The organism is Bauldia sp. (genome assembly GCF_020442045.1).
Taxonomy (GTDB): Bacteria; Pseudomonadota; Alphaproteobacteria; order Rhizobiales; family Kaistiaceae; genus Bauldia.
In genome coordinates this window covers 1-12682 of the sequence record NZ_JAGRLA010000147.1, presented here as the reverse complement: position 1 = coordinate 12682, position 12682 = coordinate 1, and the positions used below count along the sequence as shown (strand labels likewise).

The 12682-nt window shown below is 65.2% G+C and carries 12 protein-coding genes; 2 read left to right on the top strand and 10 right to left on the bottom strand.

Going from position 1 to position 12682, the window contains the following annotated elements; genetic code table 11:
* Positions 1-89 precede the first annotated feature (89 nt).
* Genes KDJ86_RS16455 through KDJ86_RS16430 form a run of 6 tightly spaced genes read right to left on the bottom strand, consistent with a single transcriptional unit; the run spans position 90 to position 5301 of the window.
* Positions 90-641: a P-loop nucleotide/nucleoside kinase family protein gene (locus KDJ86_RS16455; protein ID WP_291748256.1), complete on the bottom strand. Its 552-nt coding sequence runs from the start codon at positions 639-641 to the stop codon at positions 90-92.
* On the bottom strand, positions 638-1513 hold the full coding sequence (locus KDJ86_RS16450) for an ROK family protein (protein WP_291748253.1): 876 nt from the start codon (positions 1511-1513) through the stop codon (positions 638-640). Before KDJ86_RS16450 ends, KDJ86_RS16455 begins: the two co-directional genes overlap by 4 nt.
* Positions 1514-1523: 10 nt before the next feature.
* Positions 1524-2420 carry a tagatose-bisphosphate aldolase gene (locus KDJ86_RS16445; RefSeq protein ID WP_291748251.1) on the bottom strand — a complete coding sequence of 299 codons (897 nt, stop codon included), beginning with the start codon at positions 2418-2420 and terminating at the stop codon, positions 1524-1526.
* 17 nt (positions 2421-2437) lie between these two features.
* Positions 2438-3148 (bottom strand): ATP-binding cassette domain-containing protein, encoded by a 711-nt coding sequence (locus KDJ86_RS16440; RefSeq protein WP_291748328.1) that lies wholly within the window; start codon positions 3146-3148, stop codon positions 2438-2440.
* Between the two features lie 38 nt (positions 3149-3186).
* Positions 3187-4275: an ABC transporter permease gene (locus KDJ86_RS16435; protein WP_291748247.1), complete on the bottom strand. Its 1089-nt coding sequence runs from the start codon at positions 4273-4275 to the stop codon at positions 3187-3189.
* A 39-nt stretch (positions 4276-4314) separates the two neighbouring features.
* Positions 4315-5301 (bottom strand): ABC transporter substrate-binding protein, encoded by a 987-nt coding sequence (locus KDJ86_RS16430; protein ID WP_291748244.1) that lies wholly within the window; start codon positions 5299-5301, stop codon positions 4315-4317.
* Between the two features lie 134 nt (positions 5302-5435).
* On the opposite strand from KDJ86_RS16430, the gene KDJ86_RS16425 reads away from it, so the two are divergent.
* Positions 5436-6377, top strand: a complete 942-nt coding sequence (locus KDJ86_RS16425; protein WP_291748241.1) for a sugar-binding transcriptional regulator — start codon at positions 5436-5438, stop codon at positions 6375-6377.
* Positions 6378-6455: 78 nt separating this feature from the next.
* On the opposite strand, the gene pcaDC is transcribed toward KDJ86_RS16425, so the two are convergent.
* Both pcaDC and KDJ86_RS16415 read right to left on the bottom strand, forming a co-directional pair.
* Entirely contained in the window at positions 6456-7646 is a 1191-nt protein-coding gene (gene pcaDC / locus KDJ86_RS16420) for a bifunctional 3-oxoadipate enol-lactonase/4-carboxymuconolactone decarboxylase PcaDC (RefSeq protein WP_291748236.1), read from the bottom strand.
* Between the two features lie 3 nt (positions 7647-7649).
* Positions 7650-9023, bottom strand: coding sequence for a class-II fumarase/aspartase family protein (locus KDJ86_RS16415; protein WP_291748233.1), 1374 nt, complete (start codon positions 9021-9023; stop codon positions 7650-7652).
* Positions 9024-9606: 583 nt separating this feature from the next.
* Here KDJ86_RS16415 and KDJ86_RS16410 point away from each other — a divergent pair.
* Positions 9607-10578, top strand: a complete 972-nt coding sequence (locus KDJ86_RS16410) for a sugar-binding transcriptional regulator (RefSeq protein WP_291748230.1) — start codon at positions 9607-9609, stop codon at positions 10576-10578.
* Between the two features lie 15 nt (positions 10579-10593).
* Here KDJ86_RS16410 and KDJ86_RS16405 read toward each other — a convergent pair whose 3' ends face one another.
* Together KDJ86_RS16405 and KDJ86_RS16400 are read right to left on the bottom strand one after the other, a co-directional pair.
* Positions 10594-11601: a sterol desaturase family protein gene (locus tag KDJ86_RS16405; RefSeq protein ID WP_291748228.1), complete on the bottom strand. Its 1008-nt coding sequence runs from the start codon at positions 11599-11601 to the stop codon at positions 10594-10596.
* A 207-nt stretch (positions 11602-11808) separates the two neighbouring features.
* Positions 11809-12636 carry a sugar phosphate isomerase/epimerase family protein gene (locus KDJ86_RS16400; RefSeq protein WP_291748225.1) on the bottom strand — a complete coding sequence of 276 codons (828 nt, stop codon included), beginning with the start codon at positions 12634-12636 and terminating at the stop codon, positions 11809-11811.
* Positions 12637-12682 lie beyond the last annotated feature (46 nt).

Sequence of the window (12682 nt, the reverse complement as noted above, 5' to 3'; positions counted from 1 at the left end):
TCCGAGCCCGCAGGCCGGCGGCCGCTCTTTGGAGAGCAGAAATCGAAGGCTCGCAGCCCTGCTATGCCTCTCCAATCCGTCCGGTCACGTCAGCGACGGTCGACGGGGAGATCAAACCCCGCCTCGACGAGAAGCCTGTCGACGGCGACGAAGTCGATAGGCCGGGTGGTGTCGATGGACAGGAGCTTACCCTCTCCGATCGGCTGTGCGCGTTCCGTCAAGGCCATCAGCTCCTGCACATATTCAAGGCCCGGATGCCCGACCGAGCGCAGGGCGACACGGCTTGCATATCTTTGACCAATCACTTCGGCCGGCGCGTGGCACCAGATTTCCACAATGTCGCCGAGCCCGGCTTTGGCGAGATGCTGCCTCAGGAGATCGGCGGGCTGAAAGCCGAACCAGGCCTCGACGACCACGGTATGGGGAGTGGGAAAAGCGGCGATCGTATCGAATATCGCAGCGTAGGCGGCACGGCCCAGCTTCCGGTTATAGTCGCGGTCACCGGTGCCTATCTCGGCAAAAAAAGGTTCCTTGACCGTATCCAGGGCGAAGACCGGCCAGTTGTAGCGACCACTGATGGCGCGGGCGACCGTGCTCTTTCCGCTGGCCGGTACACCATTCACCAACACCGCTCGCTTCATCTCGCAACCTGCTCCGGGTTGGCCGCTACCCAGGCACCGCCCACCACGCCGGCCGTATCGCCCAGCGCCGCCGGCACCACCTCCGACTGGTACCAAGGCGACTCGGCGGGTACGAACGAGAGCGCTCTTGCGGCGACGGCACCCAAACCGCCGCCCAGAACTATCCTTTCGGGATCGAGGCTTGCGACAAGGCTGTCGATCGCCGCTCTGAGCGGGCCGGCCCAGTTGACCAGAATGTCCCGGGCGAATGCCTCGCCGGCCTCGGCCGCGTCGGCCAGCGCTTCGGCCCGCATCGAGCCCGGCAAGCCGGCCTCGAGCATAAGCTGCCCGAGCCGCGTGCCGGAGCTCGTCGTCTCGACGCAGCCACTGCGGCCGCAGGCACAAGGCCGGCCGGGGCGTTCCACGGTGACATGGCCGAACTGGCATGCGCAGCGCATCCCGCGAAGGATCCGTCCCTCGACCACCGCCGCACCGCCGATACCAGTACCAATGGTAAGCATGACGGCGTTGTCCGTCCCGCGTGCCGCACCGAAAATCCATTCTGCCACGAGAGCAAGATTGGCGTCGGTATCAATGACCACCGGCCTGCCGATGGCTGTCTCCACGGCCGCTGCGAAGCCGAATCCCGACAAATCCAGGAAACCGCCCGAGAGCACCTGACGTTCCTTCACGTCAACCCGGCCCGGCACGCCAATGCCGATGCCAACGACCGCCGGGGTCGTCAGCTCGCGACTAAGAGCGATGATCGAAGCGAACGCATCTTTCGAATTGCCATCGGTGCGCGCGGACCGCGTCTCCCGGATATTTCCGTCCAGGTCGACTCTTGCAACGCGAAGATTCGTGCCACCTACGTCGACGCCAATCGCTTCCATGCGTGTCGGCTCATGCGCGGCTTTGACGAACGACGGAATTGATCTCTTTCAGGCGCAGGATACCGATGTCCGTCAGCCGTTGGCGGGTAACCTCCCGGTCAAGCGAGATGCAGTCTTTCCAAACCGCCCGGCCGGCGATGACCCCGGCAGCCCCCTTCGCCACCGCCGATCGAACCTGATCGAGAAAGGTGGCATGGTCGACACCGGCAGATAGAATCGTCCAGGGCGTTCCGTCCGCCATATCATTGATCGTCGCACACGATTCCGGAGTGCCGGGATAGGGGACCTTGAGGACCTTTGCCCCGCAATCGAGCGAAATCCTCACGCCTCCCTCGACCAGCGCCGGCATCGCCTCGGCGTATGCCTCCTTGCTTTCTCCCTCGAGGGCATAGGTCAGAAACTCGACAACGAGAAGCAGGTCCTCTCGGGCGAAATCATCGATGCAGCGCTTCAGGATGTCGATGTTGTGATCGTTGGCCTCCGGCCGGTCGGCGCGCAGATAGACCATGATCTTGCCGCCGGTGCCGCCAAGGGCCCGTACCCGGCGTGCGTCGACGTTCTTGGCAAGGCGCGAAAGACGATAACCGGCAGGATCCGTGTCGAAGCCGGACGCATCGAGCCCGACCAGGAGGCCGACATCGCGTGGCAGCGCGCCGCTCTCGACAACGCCGGGCAGCGCGCAAACCGGATCCAGCAGGAAGCAGGAGGCCTCCGCGCCAAGGTAGCGCACGATGTCGGACTTCACCAACCCAAGGTCGGAATCGCTTATCGCGGCCTGTTTTTCGGGATCGCTCGCGAGGAGCGACCGCATGCCACCGCGCTGGTCACAGGCGATGGCAACGACAGCGCCTTCAGGGGTGCAGATCTGCTGGAAGCCGCGTAGCTCTGCAGTCGTGAAATTTCTCATGTGCATCTGTTCCCCTGTCAACCACCTATCATCGCGCGAACGATCTCGTTCGGCTCCGTCGCCGACGTCGGGAAGTCACCGACTTTGGCCCCTCGTCGCATTACGAATATCCGGTCCGATATCTCGAAGACGTCCTGCATATTGTGGCTGATCAGGATGACGGGTACGCCACGGCTCTTGAGGAGACGGATCAGATCCATGACCTTGCGCTGTTCCGGCACCCCGAGCGCGGCCGTCGGCTCGTCCATGACCATGATCCGCGCTTGCCAATACACGGCGCGTGAGATGGCCACGGCCTGCCGCTGGCCACCCGACAACGCGCGCACCGGCGCATTGAGATCGGGTATCCGGATATGCAGTTCGTCGAGTACCGTGCGCGCTCTGTCGCGCATCTCGGCCTGGTCAAGTCCCGGCAGCAATCCGAAACGGCGCCGGCGTATCTCGCGGCCGAGAAAGATATTGTCGGCCGCGGTGAGATTGTCGCATAGCGCGAGGTCCTGGTAGATGGTCTCGATGCCGGCGGCGCGGGCGTCTTCGGGCGAAGCGAATACCTTCTGCTCGCCATCGAGAGAGACCGTGCCACCATCGGCCCGAAAGACGCCGGAGATCATCTGGACCAGCGTCGACTTGCCCGCTCCGTTGTCACCAACCAGAGCCAGCACCTCTCCCGCGGCAAGATCGAGATCGACGTTGTCTACCGCGACCAGGCCTCCGAAGCGCTTGACCATTCCGCGACAGCTGAGGATCGCCGTGGTGCTTGATTCACTCACCGCACGATCCTCAGCTTCGCCTGGTCGGCAAGCACGGCGAGAATAATGACCGCGCCAACGGCGGCGTATTGCCAGAACGGATCGATACCGAGGAGCACAAGGCCATTCTGGATAACGGCTATGATCATCGCGCCGACCAGCGTGCCGCCGATCCGCCCTTCGCCCCCGAACAGCGAGGCACCGCCTATGACGATTGCCGCGATCGAGGAGAGGAGCAGCGCGTCGCCGGAACTGGCAACGCCGCCGGTGTATCGCAGCACGTACATGAGGCCCGCGAGCGAGGCCATCACCGACGAGAGGACATAGACCTTGAAGAGGTCGCGCTTGACGGGAATACCGGCACGCAGGGCGGCTTTGGCGCTGCCGCCAATGGCATAGACATGACGCCCGAACTGGGTGGACGAAAGCAGATAAGCGCAGGTCGCGGTCAAGACCCCAGCGTAAAGGAGCTGCAGCGGAATGAAGCTCCGGACATTCCGCATTTCGGGCCCCGTCACGCCCTCCGGCAATCCGAACAGCCCGAGGCCGAAGGTCGAATGCCAATAGACGACGTAACCGTTGCCCAGCGCACCGAGACCCGGGATCTGGATACTTACCGGCGGGCCACCGGACAATACGAAAGCCAGCCCCTGGGCGATGCCGAGCGTACCGAGGGTGGCGATGAAGGGGGAAACGTTCAGCCTCGCGACGACAAAGCCGTTGAAGAGGCCGGCGGTGATGCCAACCCCGAGGCCGCCTGCCATGCCCGCGAGCAGGGCAACCGGCAGCGGGTATCCCACCATATTCTGCATGATCAGCGAGATGACGACCGTCGCGAGGCCCATCACGTAGCCGACCGAGAGGTCGATTCCCCCGGTGATGATGACGAAGGTCTGGCCGAGCGCGAGAACGAGGACGATCGCGGTGTTCGCCCCCATCGCCTGGAAGTTGAAGAGATCGAAGAAGTGCGGGGCCGTCGCAGTGAAGAATGCGATCAGCGCGAGGAGGAAGAGCCACGCCCAGACGCGGCCAATGAGCCGCACCGCCTGAACCCCGACACCAGGGGCGCCGGCCGTATCGGCGCCCCCTGACGATTGAACGGTCATCTTCGATATCGTTCGATCGGCTGCGATAGGCGGCCGTTCCTACTTGTCCTTGTAGATCGCGGCCTGAGCCTCGGGAGTATCGACATTCTCGCGAGTGATAACCACGAATGGCGTCGCGAGCTTCCTCGGGATGTCCGCGGTCTTGCCGTCGAGTGCGTCGACGATGTACTGCACCGCGGTTGCGCCGATCAGCGCAGGCTGTTGAGCGATCACGATGTCCACCACCTCGGCGCGAAGGTCGTCGATCGCCTGTTCCGGCGCGTCGAAACTCGCGATCTTGACGGTACCGGCCAGGTTCGCGGTCTTGACCGCGGCGGACGCGCCCTGGGCGCTGAAGAGGTTGCCGCCGAAGATCGCGGTGATGTTCGGATTCTTCTGGAGCGCGGCCTGGGTCTGTGTGGTGGCGATGGTGGCGTTGCTCTGGGTATAGTCGACGCCGGCGAGTTCAACCGCGCCATTCGTGGCTTCGACCGCGGCCAGGCAGCCGTCGCGGCGCGCTACGTCGGATGGAACGTTGGGAGTGGAGACGAGGACGTAGAGGGTCCCTTTTCCACCCATACCCTCGATCAACGTTTCGCAAGCGAGCTTGCCACCGCCGAAATTGTCGGAGGCAACGTAGCTAAGCGGGAAGGTCACCGACCCGTTCGCATAATCACCGTCGCCGATGAACTGGTCGGTCGTCACGACGGGGATACCCATGTCATTCGCACGCTGGAGCACTGCGATCATCGCCTGCGGATCATTCGGCACGGCGATCAGGCCATCGACCTTGCGCGCGATCATGGCATCGACGATCGGGGTCTGAATCGCAGGATTCCACTGCGACGGCCCATCGGCGAGCAAGGTGACGCCAAGCTCATCCGCCTTCGCCTGGGCACCCTTCTCCATCGTCACATAGAAAGCATCGCCCTTGATGCCGTAGACGAGGGCGATGGTGCGCTTGTCCTGAGCCGACGCGCTGCCGGCGATGGCGGCCACGGAAAAGGCGGCTGCGGCAATACCCAACCATTTCGTCCGAATTTTCATCTGTTTCCTCCCACGCCTCAAGGGCCTAGATTTCGTCCCGATAACCGACAGACGGGCAGCGACGGCGGCCGCTGGCATCGCGGTCAATGCTAGATGTAACTAATTACAGAACGAGATTGCAATACGAAATTTCCATGGATCCAGCCTCTCCCACCTCTCGCACGCTTCTCTATGCGGTGGCACGCCTCCACTACGAGAAGGATCTGTCGCAACGCCAGATCGCCGAGCAGATGCAGATTTCGACTGCAACGGTCTCGCGCCTGATAAAGCGTGCCCGGGAAGAAGGCATCGTGCGCATCGAGATCGGCGAGTTCGTCGGAACCGACGAGCTTGCGGAGCAACTTCGCGAAGCGCTCGGCCTCGCCCATGTCGCGATCGCCCAGAGTGCCCCGAACCCGGGGGCGATGGCCGCCATTGCCGACCCGGTAGGCCAACTTTTGCGCAAGACGGGACTCGGAGCAGGCTCGGTCCTCGGTCTCGGTTGGGGCCGTACCATCTGGGAAGTGATCCAGATCGGGTTGCCCCAGATCCACGGCGTCACGACGGTGCCGTTATGCGGCGGTATTCCGGAAGCCGCGGCGCATTTTCAGGTCGGCGAGATGGTTCGCCTCGCGGCCACCCAACTCGGCGGCACGCCCAAGTTCCTTCACGTCCCCTACCTTCTCGCCGACGAGACCCGAAAGGCCCTCACCAAGGATCCACGGATTCGGGAAAGCCTTGAGCTATGGGATCGGCTGGATACCGTTATCGTCGGCGTCGGCCGACCTCATGGGGGGGCGAGTTCGACAACCGATGTGTCACTGACACCGAAGGATGCGGCGATCGATCATGCAGCGGGCGACGTGCTGCTACGCTATTTCGACGCCACGGGACGGCGAGTCCATTGGCAGGAAGAACGCATGCTCGTCGCGATCGAGCCGAAACAGCTGCTCAAGGTGCCGTTTCGAATAGGCGCCGCCGTTTCCGGGGCCAAGGCGATCAGCATCGTTGGCGCCGCGCGAAGCGGCCTGATAAATGCCCTGGCAACCGACACGAGCACCGCGGCGCATATCCTTCAGATCGCACGGGCTGAGTAGAAAGCGAAGGCGCGTCCCGCTGCCAACCCGCCAGGGACCGCGTCGCGAAGGGACCGGAAGTCCGGTAAGGGACGCCGCCTAACCCTGCGTCTTCTCGTATGCGGCAATCTCGTCAGCGAGTTCCTCGCGAATCCAGCGCATCGCCGCGTTGCCGGCCGGAATGCCGGCATAGATGCCGGTCTGCATGACCATCGCGCGAAGCTCCTCGAGGCTGACGCCGTTGTTGAGGGCCGGCCTCAGGTGGATCTTGAACTCCTCCTCGCGGTGGAGGGCGATCATCATGGCCAGCGTCAGGAGCGAGCGTGTCTTGCGGGGAAGGGTCGGATCGGTCCAGACATCGTGCCAGGCGTGGCGCGTGAGGAAATCCTGCCAGGGCATGGCGAAGGCGCCGGCTCGTTCGAGCGCGCGTTGGACATAGGCGTCGCCGAGCACCGAGGCACGGGTCACGAGGCCCCTGGCGAAAGCCCCTTCTGGAGCGTCGGGCTCGTGGCGGGCGAGGAAGGCGGCGAGCTGGGCCGTCACGGCCTCGGGCTTCTCGACCGAGATGATGTGGGCGGCGCCGGAAACGACGACCATCTCCGACCCTGCGATCTGCTCGCGCAGATATTCGGCCATGGCCGGCGGCGTCGCCGGGTCCTGGTCGCCGACGATGATCAGGGTCGGCGCCTTGATCGCGCCGACCTCTCGGCGGAGGTCGAAGCTGCCGATCGCCTCGCAGCAGCGGCCGTAGCCGACGGGATCGGTGGCGTTGAAGCGTTGGCGATAGGCGTCGATCACCGCCGGCTCGCGGGCCATGAAGGCGGGGGTGAACCAGCGCGGCAGCAGTTGTTCGACCACCGATGCCATGCCGTCGCGGCGGACGGTGTCGGACCGGTTCTGCCAGAATTCGGGCGTCGGAAATTCCGCTGTCGTAGCGACGAGAATCAGGCTGCGGGCCCGGTCGGGATGGGCGAGGGTGAAGGCCTGCGCGGTCATGCCGCCGATCGAGAGGCCCGCGATATGGGCGCTGTCGATGCCGAGAGCGTCGAACAGGCCGGCGAGGTCGGTGGCGAGGTCGGCCATGGTCGTCGGCTGGTCGACGGAGGCCGAACGGCCGTGGCCGCGCGCGTCGTAGCGAATGCAGCGGTAGCGCTCGCTGAGTGCGGCGAATTGCGCGTCCCAGATGTCGAGCGAGCAGCCGACCGAGTGGGCGAAGACAACAACGGGCGCGCGTGACGGACCGGCTTCCTCGTAATAGAGATCGACGCCGTTGGCTTTGACGATGGGCACGGGTCAGCTCTTCCTCTTGGCGGGCGCGAGGCGGGCGCGGACGGCCCTGGCCTCGGCGACGATCGGGGGAACGGCAGCCGCGGCGGCATCGATCGCGGGAGCGGTCGACAGCGCGGCCTCGACGGCCGGGCGGGACTTTCCGGGCGCGGCCGCGAGGACAAGCGCGGCAAAGGACCCGGCCCGGTCACGCGCCGCGTCGGCCGCTTCCGCGACGAGACGGTGGGCCTTGTCGCGCCCGAGCGACGGGACAAGCGCGGCGGCCACCCCGCCCGCCATCGGCATGCCGCCGGTAATGTCGAGATTGGCTTTCATCCGGGCGGTGTCGACGACCAGGCCGGCGGCGAGAGCGCGGGACTCGCGCAGGGCGCCTGACGCAAGGCCAAAGAGCGCGGGCAACGCGTGCCATTCGGCGTGCCACAGCCCGGCAGGCCGTTGGTATTCGGCCGCCATTGCGTTGAGAAGGGTGACGACATAGCCGGCGGCCGCAGCATGGGCCGCGAGGATGACCGTGGCCGCGACGGGGTTGCGCTTGTGCGGCATCGCCGAGGATCCACCGCGGCCGGGCGCATGGGGCTCCGCCACCTCGCCAACCTCGGTCGCGGCGAGGCGGGCGACGTCGGTCGCCATTTTGGCGAGTGCGCCGATGAGGACCGCGACCCATGTTCCGGCCTCGGCCATGCGGCCGCGAAGCGTGTGCCACGAGGCGGCCGGCGCGGCGAGGCCGAGGTCGCGGGCCATGGCGGCCCTGACGCTGTCGGCGTGACCGCCGAGACCGGTGAGGGTTCCGACCGGGCCACCGAGCGACAGCGCAAGCACACGCTGCCGAAGCGCCGGCAGTTGTGCTGCCGCTTCGCCGATCCCGGCCAGCCAGGTGGCGACAACATAGCCGAAGGTGACGGGGGCGGCGTGCTGGCCATAGCTGCGTCCGACGCAGGGCGTCGCGCGGTGGCGACGGGCGAGGCGGGCAAGGCCGCCGAGGACCTCGCGCAGATCGACGGCGATCAGATCGAAGGCCTCGGCCACCTGGAGAACGAGTGCGGTATCGGCGATGTCCTGGGTCGTGGTCGCGAAATGGACGCTCGCGCGCAGCTTTTGCGGGAGCTTGCCCTGCAGCGCCCTGACAAAGGGAATGACGGGAACGCCAGCGACCGCGGTCTCGCGCCCGAGCGCCGCGAGGTCGAAGGCGGCGGGGGAGATGCGGTCGATCGCCGGGGCCAGCGCCTTGTCGACCAGGCCGGATTTCGCCTCCGCCCGCGCCAGCGCGGCCTCTACCCGCAGCATTGCCGCGATCCGCGCCCGGTCGTCGAACACCGCGCGCATGGCATCGGCCGCGAAGAGCGGTCCGGTGATCGCTGAATCAAGGGCGGAAAATGTCATCTGCCGGCCGTGCCTTGCGCGGTTGGTCGCCTGACGGGGTCAGGCCTGTCATTCGCTCGACATGCGGGAGGGTCGAGCCGAAGCTGTCGGCAATGAAACGGTCGGCGAATGTCCATTCGCTCCGCGTTCGGCACATTCAAAGGATCGTGACCGCTTCAGTTTTGGCATCTCGTCAAAATCGCGCGCGCCCGGTCCCCGTTTGCCTGTCGCGATCCCGGCCTCCGCCGTCTCCCTGATCGCATCCTCATGATTTATTATACGCGTGGGTTCGTCCAGAAATTTCCAACGTCCGGCTGTCGAGCGGTGCAGTCGAGTGAGGGCCTCGGTGGTCGCAGGACGGACGGACAGACAGGATATTGTGCGGGCCGATGCCGGCAAGGTAGCCGGCCGACGTGACATGCGGCGGAACGAACCAGGCGACCGGCTCGGTGGCATCGGCGGACGAGCTGGCGCCGGGCAATGTTGACCGGGGCCGGCGAAGCAGGCAGCCTGCCGCCGAAACGCATCTTCCTCCGGTGCTGACGTGGCGATCGCGAGCCGGTGCCGCAACCATCCGGACCAACCCGCGCCGGGAGAGACTGGCATGGCAAGACTGAAGCGCCTCGGCCAGCCGGTGGTCTCGGAGGACAATGATCTTCGCATCCGCGCGGCGTGGCTCTATCACAGCCAGGGCCTGACCCAGAAGGAGGTCGCGGAGCGACTGGGCGTCAGCCGGGGCACGGTGATCCGCCTGCTCAACGAAGCGGCCGAACGCGGCGACGTCCAGATCTGGATCAACGAATCCGAAAGCGCCTGCGTCGCCCTCGCCAGCCAGCTCGAACAGGTATTCGACCTCGATGAGGCGATCGTCGTTCCCGGAGCGAGCGGCGACGCTGCCGCCCGTTCGGTCGGCATCGCGCTCGGGCAGTTCCTGTCGCAGGTCGTGACCGAAGACATGACGGTCGGCGTCGGCTGGGGCCGAACGCTTACGGCATCGTTGACCAGCCTTCGCCCGGCACGCCGGAGCGGCGTCAAGATCGTCTCGCTGCTCGGCGGCATGGTCGAGGCGCGCGACAGCAACCCCCTGGAATTCAGCTGGCGGATGGCGACACGCTTCGGCGCCGATTGCTACCTCTTCGTCGCTCCGGCATTCGTCGATTCGGCCGAGACGAGGACGCGGCTGATCGAAAAATGCGGGCTCGACCGCATCCTCGAACTGGCCAAGTCCCTCGATATCGCGGTGCTCAGCGTCGGCGACATCGGGCGGGAATCCACCTCCCTCAGCGCGTCGATGGTGACCGGCGAAGAACTCGGTGAGGTCGTGGCAAAGGGTGCGGTCTCCGACGTGCTCTGCAATTTCCTCGACCGCGACGGGCGAAGCGTCGATCACCCGCTCAACGAGCGGGTGATGAGCATCGACCTCGATCGTCTTCGCAAGGCGGGCCACCTCGTCATCGCGACCGGGGGCGCGCACCGGGCAGTAGCGATCGCCGCGGCCATCAGCCGGATCGGCTGCAATACGCTGGTGACCGACGAGACGGCGGCCGCCGCCCTGCTCGACCTGAAGGCGGGCTGACCACCCGCAACGCCTCTACCCGCCGCCGCTCTGCTTGCTCCGCTTCATGAAGCGCTCGTTCATCCGCGCTTGCGCCTCGTCCGAGCCATCGTGATACGTCCCGAACCATGCGTCGATCGGCATCAGGTCGTTGCCGTAATTGCACTCGAAGTATTTGTGATGGAGGTAGTGGAAATAGTCGCCGGTCCTGACCGCGGCATTTCCCTTGATGATCACCCGCTCGAACCCGGAATGGCCCTGCGACGGGGTGAAGGCGAGATGCTGCAGGTGGAAGATGACGTGGATCGGATGGGACGGGATGATCCAGTGGATCAGCACGCCCGAGAAATAGAGCGCATGCTCGACCGGATGCATCGCCATTCCCGACCACGGTCCGGGATTGGCGTTCTTGTGATGCAGGGCATGGACCGTGCGGTAGAGCGGCGGCCAGTGGATCAGCCGGTGGACCAGATAGAAATGGACCTCGCGGAACAGCGGAATGAGCAGCAGGAGAATGATGCAATAGACCGGATGGGCAGCGAAATCGACATACGGGATGTAGCCGTTCGCCATCGCCCATAGCGACAACACCTCATAGGCCGACCAGATCGGCACCGCGCCGACGACGGTCCAGAACATGTTGTCGAGGACCTGGTTCCGGAACAGGAAGATCGGATTGTCGCGGGCGAGCCACTTGCCGTTGTACTTGTAGTCCGTGCCCTGCGCCCGCTGGACGTAGAGGCGAAGATGCCAGGCGCCGCAGACGAGGAAGATCAGGCCCATGTTGCGGAGGAGGATGACCGCGATCCAGCCGACCTCGAGGTTCCGCATGGTCTCGATGTCAGGCGTCAGCCAGAGCCACGTGACGGTCGCGATAGCGAGATAAAGCGCGTTCCACGGAAAGATATAGCCTTGCCAGCCGAAGAACCATTTCAGGGTCGGAATCGGCCGGATGGGCCATTCGAAGAGCGGCGGCGACTTGATGTTGTTCGGCGGACGCCAGTCACCACGCCGGTCACGGGTTCCAATATCGGTCGTTGTCACGTGACGCCCCTCCCCGACGGTCACCAACGGGCACCTGCCGTTTCGTTATCGAATCCGTTGGATCCGGGCGGACAGGCGATCCTGCTCACGCAAGAGCAATAAGACTAGCGCCGACACCTCTGATTGAGAAGGCCGGGAAATGAGTGCTTTTCATCACCGGGAACCGGAGAGGCGCGCCATCGGCGGATAAGGGCTCGTCACACCGGGTCACTGACCGGCGAGCAATCCATCGCAGAAGGCAATCCCGTTCCGCAGGATTTCGTCTTCGGTCTCGCGATATCCGTAGACCTGGGCCTCGTATTCGACCGATAGCGCGCCCTTGTAGCCGGCACCTTTCAGACCGGCGACGAGGGCCGGAAAGTCGATGCTGCCCTGCCCGAGTGGCGGGAACGCGAACTGCGGATAGACGCCCTTGCCGTCCTTGAGATGCACGTGGCCGACGAGGTCGGCCAGCTCATCGACGACGCGACGCGGGTCCTCCGCCTGAACCTCGAGATGGCTCGGGTCGAAATTGACCTTGAACGGGACGCCCGGAATGTCCCTCCGCATCGCGTGATAGTCGTCGACGCCGTGGAACAGATGCCCGGCGATCGCCTCGATGCCGAGATCGGCGTTGCGTGCGGCGGCATAGGCCACGGTTTGCTCCACCGCCTCCATGAACCATGCCCAAGCCGTGCTCCGATCGACGTTGTCGGGCTTCGGGCCGGAGAGGATATGGACGAAGGGCGAGCCGACATCGACGGCGATATCGGTACAGCCATTGACGAAGGCGATGGCGGCGGCCCGCGATGCGGGGTCCTCCTCGACCATGGCGACATGCGCACCGACGGCAGGGATCGCGAGGGCGCGCGACGCACATGCGGCCTTCACCGCCGCCCTCTCCGCGGCGCCGGTCTCCGGGGTGATATGGGGCGGCGCCCAGGGCAGCGTCTCGGCATTCAGCTCGATCGCCGTATAGCCCGCGCCGGCGACAAGATCGATGGCCTCGGTCAGGGATCGCGATGGAAGGCCGACGCTGTGGAAACAGGAATACATGCCGCGCCTCACCGGTATTCGGGAACGACGAAGGGGGCGTCTTCCG